The sequence below is a fragment of the Brevundimonas sp. genome, assembly GCF_046299535.1.
GTDB lineage: Bacteria > Pseudomonadota > Alphaproteobacteria > Caulobacterales > Caulobacteraceae > Brevundimonas.
The window spans coordinates 88,067-100,217 of record NZ_JBKBIB010000002.1 but is presented as its reverse complement, the minus strand read 5'-3'; the positions used below and the strand labels follow the sequence as shown (position 1 = coordinate 100,217).

The window sequence follows — 12,151 nt, the reverse complement described above, 5'->3', positions numbered from 1 at the left end:
GCCCTAGAGGTCGAAGACCATACGCGCCCGCACCCCGGTGTGTTCCGGATCGATCTCAAGGCTGGACTTCAGGCCATGGGCCATGGCCGAAATAATCTTGCCTCCCAAGCCTGTGCCCTTCGGTTTCCCATCGCCCATGCCGGGGCCGTCATCCTCGACGGTGAGCATGGCGCGCGTGTCGCCTTGCCGCTCCAGAAGTACCCGGATGTCGCCCCCGCCGCCCGGCGAATAGGCGTATTTCACAGCGTTGGTGACAAGCTCGGTCACCACCACGCCCAGCGATACGGCCTGATCCGTATCCACACGCATGGGATCAGCCTTCAGGGTGATGCACGGCGCGCCCTCCTCCGGGCAAAGGGACTGGACCAGTTCGTCCACGAGCCCTTCCAGATACTCGTCCAGCGCCACGCTGGCCATGTCGGCCGACGTATAGAGACGCCGGTGGACCTGGGCCACGGCCTCAATGCGAACCTGGGCGTCCTGAAGGGCCAGACGGCCCGCATCGTTCTTCATCTGGCGCAGTTGCAGGGAGATAAAGCTGGACACCAGTTGCAGGCTGTTGCCCACTCGATGATTGACTTCGCGAAGCATGGCCTCGGCCCGATCACGGGCCAGCCGAACCTCTTCCTGGGCTTCTTCGTTGGCCCGGCTGAGACGACGGCGTTCCAGGGCGTCTTCCAACGCGGCCCGCAGCAAAGCGGTGAAGTCCTCGGACACGTCCTTGATCACGTAGTCGGCCGCGCCGGCCCGCAGGGCCGCCACGGCGATGCGCCCATCCTGGGCGCCGGTCACATAGACAACCGGTGGTGCGGCGGGCACGGCCAGGATGTCCGGCAAAACGTCCAGCCCGTCCCGCGTGGGCATGTAGTGATCCAGGGCGATGACGTCGAAGGCGGCCTCGCGCAACCGTTCAAGACCGGCGTCCCCATCCAGGGCGCAGGTCACCTCATAGCCGTGGCGGGCGAGTTCCTTCTCGACCAGCCGGGAAAGCCCCCGGTCGTCGTCGATATAGAGCAGCCGAACTCCGTTCCCGGCCGCGCTCATCAGATCTCGGGCGCCTGCATCACCGACAGAAACAGACCAAGCTGGCGGATGGCGCCCGCGAAGGCCTCATAGTCCACCGGCTTGGTGATGTAGACGTTGCAGCCTAGGTCGTAGCAACGCTGGATCTCGACCTTGTCGTCGGTGGTGGTCAGAACAACCACCGGCGCGCGCTTCAGGCGTTCGTCCGCCTTGATCCTGGCCAGGATATCCGTGCCCTGCATGTCAGGCAGATTAAGGTCCAGCAGCACCAGCATGGGGCCGTTGGCCTTCACCTCTTCGCTGAACAGATAGTCGAGGGCTGAAGATCCGTCGGCGAAATGCTTGATCTCGTTGGAGATATTGGCGCGCCGGATGTTTTTTTCAATCAGCTTGGCGTGGCCATGGTCGTCCTCGACCATGACGATGGTTACGGCTGCACTCATACTGTCTCTCCCGCCCCTGCGATCAGACGTTTCGGAAATTTCAGACGGAAAGTCGAGCCTTTTCCAAGCTCTGACTCAATATCGATCGTTCCACCCAGGCGGCGCGCGCTATTGCGTACGAAAGCCAGCCCCAGCCCTTCTCCAGTCCGGTCCTGGCGGCCGGATCGACGGAACAGTTCGAAGATGCGTTCGTGGTCCCGATCGGAGATGCCCCGACCATTGTCCACGATCTCGTACTCGACCCACCCGCCCAGCACATCGCGGCCGCGCACCTCGATGCGCCCCGGGCGGCCGGCTTCCAGATACTTGACCGCGTTGTCGATCAGATTGCCGAAGATCTGTTCCATGGACAGCCGATCGCTCTCCACCTCCGGCAGGTCCTGAACGATAATCTCTGCGTCGGCCTCCTCCGTCTGGTGGCGTACGCTGTCGGCGATCTGCTGGGCCATGGCTGTCATGTCCAGAGGTTCGGGAACGAGCGCTCGGCGCCCTTCCCGCGACAACTTCAGGATGGCGTTGATGAGACGGTCCATCTTGGCGGTGGACGCGCGGATAAAGCCGATGGCCTCAGGCACGTCCTCCGTTACGGCCTGGACCGCGTCCTGCTCGATAGGATCAGGATCTTCGGAGCGTATACGCTCCATGTGAGCGGACAGCGCCTTGCCCGCCTGCTCCAGTTCCGAGGTGTAGCCCATGACGTTGACGAGCGGCGCGCGCAGATCGTGACTGACGATATAGGCGAAGCGCTGAATCTCTTCGTTCGCACGGGTCAGGTCGGCGGTGCGGTCGGCCACAGTGGTTTCCAGTCCGCGATTCAGCTCGTCGAGACTGTCGCGGGCCGACTGCACCTCGCCCACATATCGGCGGATCAGCATCATGCTGATAACAGCCAGGGCGATGATGAGAAGGGCCGAGATGACGTTCACGCCGATCGCCGCCCAGGTGGCGTTGCGCGCCGCGCGGTTGCTCGCCTCTACCCGGGCCTCCTCGAAGCGGTCGATGGCTGAGACCTGCTCTCGCATCTCATCCATCAGGGCCTTGCCCTCGCCGCGGCGCAGAATCTGAACAGCCTCCCCGATCCGGCCCTGTCGGGCCAGAAGGATGGTCTCCTCCATGACCTCCAGCCTCTGACGCTTCAGCGCCCGCAAGGCGTCGACCCGCTCGGTCTCCTGAGCGGTGAACGCAAGCTCTGACAATCGTTCACCTGCTGCAGGAAGCTGCGCCTGCGCCGCGTCGTGAATAGCCAGAAAGTCGCCGCGACCCGTCAGGAGAAAGCCGCGCTGCCCGGTCTCGGCGTCCACCATCAGCAGCATGAACTCGCGCGCGGCCAACTGCATCTGCTGGCTGCGTTCGGACGCTTCGGTATGATCGGTGATGCGCTGCATCATGACGAAGGTGGCGATATTGATCACCAGCAACAGCAAAATGGCCAAGGTGAGAAGGCCCACGATGGTCCGGCTTATGGTCGGGGTCCTCAGGAACAGCCGAAGGCCCTGAATTGTCGAACGGAAATCTGGCGCCATGAGATGCAGCTTTAGCGTTCGTTCAGCCCCTGTCCAGTGCGTCACAGAACCATGGGGTGACGTAGCCTCCCACCTTGGTTAACGTGGCGAAGCTTTGGGGGAGCGTGTGCAATGGTATGGTGGTGGTGGATCCTTCCCGGCGCGGCGGCGCTGACCGGGGGGCTGTTGTTGCTTTCAGGATTGGGAGCCCTCTTTCGGGGCCGTTTCCTGGGCGCGTTCGGGGGCGTCTTTTTCGGCGGCGGGTTCCTCGCCGCTGGCGTCGCCGCAATCCTTCTTGGGCTGAATGTCCAGAGCTACGCTCGCCTGACGTACGAGCGGCCAGTCGCAACCATTACGCTAAGCCAGATTGAGCCTCAGTTCTTCGAAGCGACCCTGACGCAGCCGGAAACACCCGCCGCGGCGGTCTCCAGCGCCGTCTATCCGGTTCATGGCGATGAATGGCGTATTGAGGCCCATGTCCTGCGCTGGAAACCATGGGCCAACATTCTCGGTCTTGACGCCCAGTATCGTCTGGACCGTTTGTCAGGCCGCTATCAGGACACCCGGCAGGAGCTGACGGCCGTGCGTAGCGTGCACGACCTGCGCGGCGGGGATGTCGCGTCCGAGCGGCGCTGGACTCTTGATGTCTGGGAGGTGTCCCGGCGCTACCGGGATTATGTGGACGCCGTGGACACCCTGTATGGCTCAGCCGCCTACATGCCCATGGCCGACGGAGCCCGTTATGAGGTGTGGATCACGCAATCGGGGCTTATCGCCCGCCCCGTCAATGAACAGGCCCGCGAGGCTTCGGCCGGAGGCTGGATTCAGGCGGACTGAAGACCGGGTCGCCGCCGGAGTCGATGAGCGGTGCGACCGACGATGAGGGCCAGAACGACGAGGAACACCGGGACCAGCACCGGCGCCAGCAGGGCAAGAAGCGCGGTGAAGAAGGCCAGCACGTCCTCGAACAGCGACAATACGGGATTGCCCAGCCCTGCCGTCATGGCGGTCGACGCCAGCCTCAGCCCGCCTTGCGCAGCATTGAAGGCCAGGGCCGTGGGCGCGCCAATGATGATCCCCGCCACGGCGGCCAGCAGAGGATCCACGCCCACAAACAGCGACCCGGCGGCCAGCGCGGCCGCGAGGGGGCGCACCACCAGGCCGAGGCCGCTGAGCGCGTTATCCACGACCGGAATCTTGTCGCCGGTGAACTCGACCGCCGCCGCCACGCCCAGCGCCGCGAGCGCCGCGTCAGAATACAGCCACTGCATCTGTTCGCTCAATTCAACGCCGAACCATCCGAACCGTGCTGCAAGCCCAAGCATGAGCAATGGAAGAAATGTTCGCAGACCCGTCGATGCGGCGAGGCCCAGTCCCAGCAAGGACGGCACGATCCATATGGCGAAAGGCCGCCCCCACCCCTGGACCGCCATCGTCATACCGCCGAGTGTGTCCAGGACTTGCTCGATCATGCTCCGCCCTCCCCACCTTCAGCAGAGCGCCGGGAGCGGATCGGCGTCAAGGCTCAGAGATCGCTGATCACGTCAGCCGCTTCGGGATGGCGACGGAACCAGGCGACAGCGTAGGCGCAGCGCGGGATCAGCTTGAGGTCGTGGGTGCGGGCATGATCCGCCAGACGCTTCATGAAGTCACCCGCCGCTCCCGAGCCGCGCAACTGCGGCTCGGCCTCCACATGCAGGATGACCCGCCGGTCGCCCTCTCGGGCGTAGTCAGCCCAGACGCGTCGCAGTTCGCCCTCTTCGTCTGTGAAGCCCTGCTCGAAGCGGTTCTCGGCTGCGACGTCGCGGAAATCAGTCATGGGCGGCTCCTCATCAGGCTATAGTGAATCAATCGTGTCGGGGCGGCGACGTTCCCGCCCACATCTGACGATCGCGTGTGGAGGGCCAGTCATGGGCGCAAAAGTGAAACTCGGCCTGGTTCTGGGCGTAGCCGTTCTGGTCGTCTCGGCATGCGCGCGCGAGGAACCCGCCGTATCGGAGCCGGCAGGCGGCGAGCCGGCCGATGCGCCCGAAGCGGCCGAAGGCGCGCGCCATACACAGCCTGTCCTGCGTGACGGACTCTGGGTCATGGCCAGCGAGACGGACGGCATGCGCTCGGCCATGCGCATGTGCGTGGACGCCGACGTCCAGCAGCGCATGAGCATCCTGGGCAGTCAGATGTCCGGCGGCGCCTGCGAGGAATCCACCGTGACGCCGCGGCCCGGCGGCGGCTGGGCCGTGCGCTCGGTGTGCGACATGGGCTCTGGCGGACGGGTCGTCAGCGAAGGCGTGACCACGGGCGACCTGAACAACGCCTATCGCACCGAGACGACCTCGACCACCACCGGCGCTGCGGTGCCGCATATGAACCGCAGCGTGACCCAGGTGGTGGAGGGTGAACACCGGGGCGACTGCCCCGACGGCATGCAGCCGGGGGACCTGGAAGCCCCCGGCGGCATTCGCTTCAATATGCTGGAAATGGCCGAGATGGCGGGCCGCTCAGGCGCACCCTAGCCCTTACGGCGTGCGCCCCTGAACCACCCCGATCAGACCCAGCACGCTCTTCACGGTGAACCAGATGAACAGCACCAGCATGGCGATGCCGGCCGCGATCAGGAACGGAATGCCTATCAGGATCAGGGACAGCACCCCGGACACGATCATCACGATGGTCAGGACAATGAACCAGACGATCACAGACCAGAACAGGCGGATCTGATCGTCGAAATGGGCCCGGACCCAGCCGCTGGACGATCCGCGCATGGCGTAGGCCACCACCACTCCGACCACGGCCAGCAGGTTGGCGCTGGGGATGGCCAGCAAATACAGCAGCCAGACCACGCCAGCGGCGGCGCGGCCTTCCTCGGCGTCGGCTGAACCATAACGGGCGTTATTGGGCGGCAGATCGGTCATGGCGCGCTCCTTCGAACTGGGACCTAGAAGAACCAGGTCCGGGGATTGGATATAGGCTGGGCGTTCTTCAGGCGCCACAGACCCGCAGCGCCGCGCGCGATGGTCCAGACCGCCAGAAGGAACAGCACGAAGATGCCAAGGTTCACCACGATCAGGATCAGGCCCACCAGAGCTGCGATAGCCGCGGTCCACAGGGTGCGCTGCTGATAGACGTAGTGGCTGAGCAGGAAGGGCGAGGCGTTCACCGTGCGCCCCGTCACCGCCAGCAGGCCCACAATGGCCGAAAAGCCCAGGGTGGGCACCGCGAACAGGATCAGGGCGTAGATGGTCAGGGCCCAGGTCAGCCGGTCCCTCGGCTCCTCGTCCAGCGCCCGGCGGCGCTCGGCGCGGGACACGAACATCGGCGCAGGTTCGGACTCGGCCGCGACCACGGGTTCGGGCTCGGGCACAGGCTCGGGCGCGCGCTCCACCGCCCGTCCCTCCACGGACCGGGGCGAGCAGAAACCGATCTGATCGTCGAAATCGTCCTCGGGGGTCCTGGGGTCGCCCGGTTCGGCCATGGTGCTCCTCGATGCGCCCTTGCGCGCTTGTCCAGACAATGGCGGCGCCCGCCGCCCGTGACAACGGGCTTACCGCCGCCAGACCACTTCGCAACCCGGAGCCGCCGCCCCGGCCAGAGCGCCCGGCTTCTCCACCCGTACGTGTACGGCCCGCACCCGCGAATCCTCGAGACACGACAGGGCCAGCCGGTCGGCGAAGGTCTCCACCAGACCCACATGACCCGACGCCACGATGGCCCGCGCGGCCTCGGCCACCGTTTCATAGTTCACCGTGTCCGACAGATCGTCCACGTCTCCGGCCCCCAGCTCCAGAGACACATCGATCGTCAGGGTTTGCAGACGCCCCTGTTCGTGGTCGTGCACGCCGATGCCTGCCTGGACCTCGAGACCGCGCACGAACACGGTCAGCGCCTCGCGCCGTGGCTCGGGCGCCTGGAAGGGCAAAGGGCCGGGGGCCAAGGACAAAACGCCTACTCCACGATATCGGGGGTCAGCCAGGCCAGGTGCTGGCCGCCGTCCACGGCGATCATCTGGCCCGTGACCAGGGACGCGTCAACGAGATAGAGCACCGCCCGCGCCACCTCGGCCGGATCGCCGGGGCGCCGCAGCAGGGTGTTGGCCGCCTCGTCCGCGAATTCTTCGGGCGTCTGGTGGATGGACGGCAGGGTCGGGCCGGGACCGACGCCATTGACGCGAATGCGCGGCGCGAGGGCCTGGGCCAGGGTCCGCGTCGCCCACCACAGGCCCGCGCGCGAAAGGCTGTAGGAGAAGAAGCGTGGATCGGGCTTTCGCACCCGCTGATCCAGCAGATTGACGATGCACGAGCCGTCCGGGGCCCCGGCGGCGAATTCCTCCGCCAGCACGATGGGCGCGCGCAGATTGGTTTCGATGTGCCGGTCCCAGCTGTCGCGGCTCAACCCGCCCACCCGGTCGTCCTCGAAGACCGAGGCGTTGTTGACCAACACGGTCACGGGCCCGAGCGCCGCCGCGGCGTCCGGGATCAGTCGGCGGGCGGCGGCCTCGTCGGTCAGATCGGCCTGAAGCGCGACCGCGCGGCGGCCCAGCGCCTCGATCTCGCGCACCGTGTCGGCGGCGTCCGCTTCGGAATTGTTGTGGTGGATGGCGACGTCGAACCCGGCCCGCGCCAGCTCAAGGCCGATGGCCCGGCCGATGCGGCGTGCAGCGCCGGTGACCAGCGCCGCGCCGCGGGAGGCGCCCGTGTCAGTCAATCCGGCCGAACTCGAACCAGTTGAAGGCAGCGAGGACGATGGCGAGACCCAGAATGGCGGCGACGACGACCATGGAAAAGCTCCTGAAACGATGCGCACCGCATATCGTGCGCCGTCCGATGGTTCAAGCGGCGCAGATGGTTTATGAGCGGCGCATGACCACCTGGCGCCGTTATGTCGAACCCTTCACCCGGCCGGTGTTCTTCGCGGTGTCGCGGCTGACGCGCGGCATGACGCTGGGCGTGCGGGTGGTGGCGCGGGATCGGGCGGGGCGGATCATGCTGGTGCGGCACACCTATCTGGACGGCTGGTGGCTGCCCGGCGGCGGGGTGGACCGGGGCGAGACGGTTCAGGACGCGGCGGTGCGGGAACTGCGCGAGGAGACCGGCCTGATCGCCACGGCCCCCCCGCGCCTGCTGTCGGTGCATTCCAACCACCGGTTCTTTCCCAATGACCATGTTCTGGTGTTCGCCGTGGACGCCTTCAAGGCGGGCGAGCGGACATCGCACGGGGAAATCTCTGAAACCGCATGGTTCGCGCCGGACGCCCTGCCGGACGGTGTGACGGCCGCGACGCAGCGACGGCTGGATGAAATCTTCACAGGCGCCCCGCCCGATCCGTTATGGTAGAAGCCCGGCCATGAATCCCACCGTCATCGCCATTATCGCCGTCATCATCGGCGGCGCCCTGACCGCCCTGCAGGGGCCTACCAACGCCCGGCTGGCCGGCGCGGTGGCCTCGCCCGTCAACGCGGCCCTGATCTCGTTCGCCATCGGGACCGTGGCCCTTTTGGCGCTGGCGGCGGTGCTGCAGACCAAGCCGGACATGGCCGCGACCCGCGCCCTGCCCCCAGCAGCCTGGCTCGGCGGGCTTTACGGCGCAGTGTTCGTGGTCGCCTCGGCCTATGCGGTGCCGCGGCTGGGCGTGGCGACCACCATCGTGCTGATGGTGGCGGGCCAGATGATGCTGAGCCTTATCCTGGACCATTTCGGCTTTATGGGCGTGCCGAAGCAGCCCATCACCCTGACCCGTCTGGCGGGGGTGGCCATGCTGATCGGCGGGGTCCTGCTGGTCAGGAAGGGCTGAGCCGCTTCGCCGGGAGGCGCGGGGCGCCTATATTGGCCCTGTGACCGAATCCCCGCCCATCGAAACGCCCCCGGAAACCTCGCTGGCCGCCGCCGCGCTGATCCGTGACGAGGCCCGCCGCGCTCCGGACAAACCCGGCGTCTATCGCATGTATGGCGAGGACGGGACGTGTCTGTACGTGGGCAAGGCGCGGTCCCTCAAGAAGCGCGTCATGCAGTACGCGCAGGGGCGGTTCCACACCCAGCGCATCGCCCTGATGGTGTCCCTGACCCGATCCATGGAGATGGTGGTGACGGCCTCGGAGACCGAGGCCCTGCTGCTGGAATCCAACTTCATCAAGAAGCTGAAGCCGCGCTTCAATGTTGTGCTGCGGGACGACAAGTCGTTCGCCGAGCTGATGATCCGCCGCGACCACCGGGCGCCCCAGGTCCGCAAGCACCGGGGCGCGCACACCATCCCCGGCGACTATTTCGGGCCCTTCGCCTCCACCTGGGCGGTGAACCGGACCCTGAACACCCTGCAAAAGGCGTTCCTGCTGCGCTCGTGTTCAGACAGCGTGTACGAAAGCCGCACGCGCCCGTGCATGCTGCACCAGATCAAGCGGTGCTCGGCGCCCTGCACCGGGCTAATCAGCCTGGAGGACTATGGCGAGCTGGTCATCGCGGCGGAGCAGTTCCTGCGCGGCAAGTCTCGGGAGGTGATCAGTCGGCTGTCCGGCGAGATGCAGGCGGCCTCGGACGATCTGGATTTCGAGCGCGCGGCGCGGGTGCGGGACCGCATCCGGGCGCTGTCGGCCATCACCATGGAGCAGTCGATCAACGCCGAAACGGTGGAGGAGGCCGATGTCTTCGCCCTGTTCTCGGACGGGGGGCAGGCATGCATCCAGGCCTTTTTCTTCCGCGCAGGCCAGAACTGGGGCGGGAGGGCCTATTTCCCGCGCATCGACCGCAGCGACAGCGATCCGGAGATCCTCGGCGCGTTCCTGGGGCAGTTCTATGAGGACAAGCCGGTTCCGCGCCTGATCCTGACCAACGTCTCGCCGCACGAGATCGAGCTGCTGGCCGAGGCCTTCTCCATGAAGGCGGAGCGCCGGGTGGAGATCGCCATTCCGCGCCGGGGCGAGAAGGCCGATCTGGTCCGCCACGCCCTGACCAACGCCCGCGAGGCGCTGGGCCGCAAGCTGGCGGAGAACTCGGCCCAGACGAAGATCCTGGACGAGGTCTGCGAGGCGTTCGGACTGGAGGCGCGACCCGAGCGGATCGAGGTCTATGACAACGCCCACATCCAGGGCTCGAACGCTGTGGGCGGGATGATCGTGGCCGGTCCCGACGGCTTCCGGAAGAACCAGTACCGCAAGTTCAACATCCGCGACGAGGAGCTCAGCCCCGGCGACGACTACGGCATGATGCGCGAGGTGATGCGCCGCCGCTTCGGTCGTCTGGTCAAGGAAGAGGAAGCCGGCGAGCCGGTAGAGCGGCCCGATCTGCTGCTGATCGACGGCGGCGCGGGACAACTGGCCGAGGTCATGGCCGTGCTGGCCGATCTGGGGGTCGACGACATCCCCGTGGTCGGCGTGGCCAAGGGGCCGGACCGGGACGCGGGCATGGAGAAGTTCTTCATGCCCGGCAAGGCGCCCTTCATGCTGCCGCTAAAGTCCCCGGCCCTGTATTATCTGCAGCGCCTGCGCGACGAGGCCCACCGCTTCGCCAACGGGGCCCATGCCAAGCGCCGGTCCATGGACATCAAGCGCAATCCTCTGGACGAGATCGAGGGGGTGGGGCCGAGGCGCAAGAAGGCGCTGCTGCACGCCTTTGGCTCGGCCCGGGGAGTGTCGCGGGCCTCGGTAAGCGATCTGGAAAAGGTGGACGGCATCAGCCGCGCCCTCGCGGAGCGTATTCACGACAACTTCCGAAAGGCCTAGAAGGGACGTCATGACCGACGAATCCGACACCCTTCTTTCCGGCTATCGCCGCTTCCGCGCCAACACCTGGCCTGAAAAACGGGCCCGTTTCGAGGAACTGGCCTCCAAGGGCCAGACTCCGCAAACGCTGGTGGTGGCCTGTTCCGACAGCCGGGCCGACCCGGCCTCGATATTCGACACGGCGCCGGGCGAACTGTTTGTAGTGCGCAACGTGGCCAATATCGTTCCGCCTTATGGACCCGACGGCAAGCTGCACGGGGTTTCGGCCGCGCTGGAGTTCGGCGTGCGGGTGCTCAAGGTGAAGCGCATCGTGGTCATGGGTCATGCCCTGTGCGGCGGGGTCTGGGCCATGATCAACGGGGCGCCCGAGGGATGCGAGGACTTTGTCCGCCCTTGGGTGGCCCAGGCCGAGCCGGTGGTGAAGACCGCCATCAAGGGCGTGGAGGAAGAGCGCCGCCAGACCGTGGGCGAACACGCCGTGGTGCGGCTGTCCATCGACAATCTGCGCACCTTCCCGTGGATCGCCGAGCGTGAGGCGTCCGGAGATCTGGAACTGGTCGGTCTGCATTTCGGCATCGCCAACGGCGTGCTGTGGCGCATGCAGGCCAACGGGGTGTTCGACGCCCTGGAACCTGAAGCTTGAGCGAGCGCCTTCCGCTTTCAGCGTTCATCATCTGCCTGAACGAGGACGGGACCATTGAGGCGTGCATCCGGTCGCTGGACCAGTGCGCCGAGATCGTCATCGTTGACTCCGGCTCCACCGACGCCACGCCGGAAGTGGTGGCCCGGCTGGCGGCGGAGGGTTTCCCGATCCGTTTCATGCATCAGGACTGGCTGGGTTTCGCCCGCCAGAAGCAGTTCGCCCTGGAGCAGGCGACGCAACCCTGGCTACTCAGCATCGACGCCGACGAACGACTGGACCAGGACCTGCGCGCCGCCCTGCCCGGCCTTGTGGCCGCTCCGGACGACGTGGTCGGCTGGCGCGTGCGGCGGCGCCCCTGGCTGATCGGCTACGGCTATACGCCAAGGGGCGTGGGCGACGGCGCCAACCTGCGGCTGTTCCGCCGCGGGAAGGCGGTGTTCGACATCCGCAAGACCGTGCATGAGGGCCTGATACCCGATGGAGAGGTGCGCGTGGCCAGGCGCGGCGCCCTGCTGCACTATCGCCCGCTGACCGTGGGCGAGGTGGTGGTCAAGGAAGAGGGCTACGCCACCCTCAAGGCCGGCATGCGGGCAGCGGGAAAGAAGCGCTTCACGCCCTGGCGCATGCTGCTGAACCCGCCGATCTATTTCCTGCGCGTGATGTACGGACGAAAGCTGTATCGTGCGGGCTGGGCGGGGGTCATCTTCGCCATGCAAGCGGCCATCTACTCATTTCTGACCGAGGCCAAGACGTGGGAGGCCGAAGCGATGAAGCGTCATCCGTCGGCGGACCACGACCCGGACGCCGTCTCGCGCGTTCAGGAATCCTGACA

At 66.4% G+C, this 12,151-nt stretch carries 17 protein-coding genes; 8 read left to right on the top strand and 9 right to left on the bottom strand.

What is annotated here, in order from left to right; genetic code table 11:
- Positions 1 to 3 precede the first annotated feature (3 nt).
- Genes ACK4FB_RS01985 through ACK4FB_RS01975 form a run of 3 tightly spaced genes read right to left on the bottom strand, consistent with a single transcriptional unit; the run spans position 4 to position 2,914 of the window.
- Complete coding sequence (locus ACK4FB_RS01985; protein ID WP_409747315.1) at positions 4 to 1,044, bottom strand: sensor histidine kinase; 1,041 nt, start codon at positions 1,042 to 1,044, stop codon at positions 4 to 6.
- Positions 1,044 to 1,466 carry a response regulator gene (locus ACK4FB_RS01980; RefSeq protein ID WP_409747314.1) on the bottom strand — a complete coding sequence of 141 codons (423 nt, stop codon included), beginning with the start codon at positions 1,464 to 1,466 and terminating at the stop codon, positions 1,044 to 1,046. The genes ACK4FB_RS01985 and ACK4FB_RS01980 overlap by 1 nt, the downstream gene beginning before the upstream one ends.
- Positions 1,463 to 2,914: a sensor histidine kinase gene (locus ACK4FB_RS01975; RefSeq protein WP_409747313.1), complete on the bottom strand. Its 1,452-nt coding sequence runs from the start codon at positions 2,912 to 2,914 to the stop codon at positions 1,463 to 1,465. The genes ACK4FB_RS01980 and ACK4FB_RS01975 overlap by 4 nt, the downstream gene beginning before the upstream one ends.
- Before the next feature lie 186 nt (positions 2,915 to 3,100).
- Between ACK4FB_RS01975 and ACK4FB_RS01970 the strand changes: the two genes are divergently transcribed.
- Positions 3,101 to 3,805, top strand: coding sequence for a hypothetical protein (locus ACK4FB_RS01970; RefSeq protein WP_409747312.1), 705 nt, complete (start codon positions 3,101 to 3,103; stop codon positions 3,803 to 3,805).
- Here the strand turns inward: ACK4FB_RS01970 and ACK4FB_RS01965 are convergent.
- Both ACK4FB_RS01965 and ACK4FB_RS01960 read right to left on the bottom strand, forming a co-directional pair.
- A complete protein-coding gene (locus tag ACK4FB_RS01965) occupies positions 3,793 to 4,440 on the bottom strand; it encodes a DUF4126 domain-containing protein (RefSeq protein WP_409747311.1) in 648 nt (215 codons plus the stop codon). The two genes, ACK4FB_RS01970 and ACK4FB_RS01965, sit on opposite strands and share 13 nt — an antisense overlap.
- A 53-nt stretch (positions 4,441 to 4,493) precedes the next feature.
- Positions 4,494 to 4,787: a GNAT family N-acetyltransferase gene (locus ACK4FB_RS01960; RefSeq protein WP_409747310.1), complete on the bottom strand. Its 294-nt coding sequence runs from the start codon at positions 4,785 to 4,787 to the stop codon at positions 4,494 to 4,496.
- Between the two features lie 91 nt (positions 4,788 to 4,878).
- Here ACK4FB_RS01960 and ACK4FB_RS01955 point away from each other — a divergent pair, with 91 nt between their 5' ends.
- The gene (locus ACK4FB_RS01955) at positions 4,879 to 5,481 is read left to right on the top strand and encodes a DUF3617 family protein (protein WP_409747309.1); all 603 of its coding nucleotides are present in this window, start codon (positions 4,879 to 4,881) and stop codon (positions 5,479 to 5,481) included.
- A gap of 3 nt (positions 5,482 to 5,484) precedes the next feature.
- Here the strand turns inward: ACK4FB_RS01955 and ACK4FB_RS01950 are convergent, their stop codons facing one another.
- The 4 genes from ACK4FB_RS01950 to ACK4FB_RS01935 all read right to left on the bottom strand — a co-directional run bounded on the left by ACK4FB_RS01950 (position 5,485) and on the right by ACK4FB_RS01935 (position 7,669).
- Positions 5,485 to 5,880, bottom strand: coding sequence for a hypothetical protein (locus ACK4FB_RS01950; protein ID WP_409747307.1), 396 nt, complete (start codon positions 5,878 to 5,880; stop codon positions 5,485 to 5,487).
- A gap of 23 nt (positions 5,881 to 5,903) precedes the next feature.
- On the bottom strand, positions 5,904 to 6,440 hold the full coding sequence (locus tag ACK4FB_RS01945; RefSeq protein WP_409747305.1) for a DUF4870 family protein: 537 nt from the start codon (positions 6,438 to 6,440) through the stop codon (positions 5,904 to 5,906).
- Between the two features lie 69 nt (positions 6,441 to 6,509).
- On the bottom strand, positions 6,510 to 6,899 hold the full coding sequence (gene folB, locus ACK4FB_RS01940) for a dihydroneopterin aldolase (RefSeq protein ID WP_409747303.1): 390 nt from the start codon (positions 6,897 to 6,899) through the stop codon (positions 6,510 to 6,512).
- 11 nt (positions 6,900 to 6,910) lie between these two features.
- On the bottom strand, positions 6,911 to 7,669 hold the full coding sequence (locus ACK4FB_RS01935) for an SDR family oxidoreductase (protein WP_409747301.1): 759 nt from the start codon (positions 7,667 to 7,669) through the stop codon (positions 6,911 to 6,913).
- Between ACK4FB_RS01935 and ACK4FB_RS01930 the strand changes: the two genes are divergently transcribed.
- Genes ACK4FB_RS01930 through ACK4FB_RS01905 form a run of 6 tightly spaced genes read left to right on the top strand, consistent with a single transcriptional unit; the run spans position 7,659 to position 12,149 of the window.
- Positions 7,659 to 7,817 carry a hypothetical protein gene (locus tag ACK4FB_RS01930; protein WP_409747299.1) on the top strand — a complete coding sequence of 53 codons (159 nt, stop codon included), beginning with the start codon at positions 7,659 to 7,661 and terminating at the stop codon, positions 7,815 to 7,817. The genes ACK4FB_RS01935 and ACK4FB_RS01930 overlap by 11 nt on opposite strands.
- A 7-nt stretch (positions 7,818 to 7,824) precedes the next feature.
- Positions 7,825 to 8,298, top strand: a complete 474-nt coding sequence (locus ACK4FB_RS01925; protein WP_409747297.1) for an NUDIX domain-containing protein — start codon at positions 7,825 to 7,827, stop codon at positions 8,296 to 8,298.
- A 10-nt stretch (positions 8,299 to 8,308) separates the two neighbouring features.
- On the top strand, positions 8,309 to 8,755 hold the full coding sequence (locus ACK4FB_RS01920; RefSeq protein ID WP_409747295.1) for a DMT family transporter: 447 nt from the start codon (positions 8,309 to 8,311) through the stop codon (positions 8,753 to 8,755).
- Positions 8,756 to 8,786: 31 nt separating this feature from the next.
- On the top strand, positions 8,787 to 10,676 hold the full coding sequence (uvrC, locus tag ACK4FB_RS01915) for an excinuclease ABC subunit UvrC (protein WP_409747643.1): 1,890 nt from the start codon (positions 8,787 to 8,789) through the stop codon (positions 10,674 to 10,676).
- 10 nt (positions 10,677 to 10,686) lie between these two features.
- Positions 10,687 to 11,319, top strand: a complete 633-nt coding sequence (locus ACK4FB_RS01910) for a carbonic anhydrase (RefSeq protein WP_409747293.1) — start codon at positions 10,687 to 10,689, stop codon at positions 11,317 to 11,319.
- A complete protein-coding gene (locus ACK4FB_RS01905; protein WP_409747291.1) occupies positions 11,316 to 12,149 on the top strand; it encodes a glycosyltransferase family 2 protein in 834 nt (277 codons plus the stop codon). The genes ACK4FB_RS01910 and ACK4FB_RS01905 overlap by 4 nt, the downstream gene beginning before the upstream one ends.
- Positions 12,150 to 12,151: the final 2 nt, after the last annotated feature.

What these genes read in the sequence shown, in the direction of transcription:
- ACK4FB_RS01985 (WP_409747315.1), bottom strand. Translation starts at nt 1,044, where the DNA reads ATGAGCGCGGCCGGGAACGGAGTTCGGCTGCTCTATATCGACGACGAC.
- ACK4FB_RS01980 (WP_409747314.1), bottom strand. Translation starts at nt 1,466, where the DNA reads ATGAGTGCAGCCGTAACCATCGTCATGGTCGAGGACGACCATGGCCAC.
- ACK4FB_RS01970 (WP_409747312.1), top strand. Translation starts at nt 3,101, where the DNA reads ATGGTATGGTGGTGGTGGATCCTTCCCGGCGCGGCGGCGCTGACCGGG.
- ACK4FB_RS01965 (WP_409747311.1), bottom strand. Translation starts at nt 4,440, where the DNA reads ATGATCGAGCAAGTCCTGGACACACTCGGCGGTATGACGATGGCGGTC.
- ACK4FB_RS01960 (WP_409747310.1), bottom strand. Translation starts at nt 4,787, where the DNA reads ATGACTGATTTCCGCGACGTCGCAGCCGAGAACCGCTTCGAGCAGGGC.
- ACK4FB_RS01955 (WP_409747309.1), top strand. Translation starts at nt 4,879, where the DNA reads ATGGGCGCAAAAGTGAAACTCGGCCTGGTTCTGGGCGTAGCCGTTCTG.
- ACK4FB_RS01950 (WP_409747307.1), bottom strand. Translation starts at nt 5,880, where the DNA reads ATGACCGATCTGCCGCCCAATAACGCCCGTTATGGTTCAGCCGACGCC.
- ACK4FB_RS01945 (WP_409747305.1), bottom strand. Translation starts at nt 6,440, where the DNA reads ATGGCCGAACCGGGCGACCCCAGGACCCCCGAGGACGATTTCGACGAT.
- ACK4FB_RS01925 (WP_409747297.1), top strand. Translation starts at nt 7,825, where the DNA reads ATGACCACCTGGCGCCGTTATGTCGAACCCTTCACCCGGCCGGTGTTC.
- ACK4FB_RS01920 (WP_409747295.1), top strand. Translation starts at nt 8,309, where the DNA reads ATGAATCCCACCGTCATCGCCATTATCGCCGTCATCATCGGCGGCGCC.
- ACK4FB_RS01910 (WP_409747293.1), top strand. Translation starts at nt 10,687, where the DNA reads ATGACCGACGAATCCGACACCCTTCTTTCCGGCTATCGCCGCTTCCGC.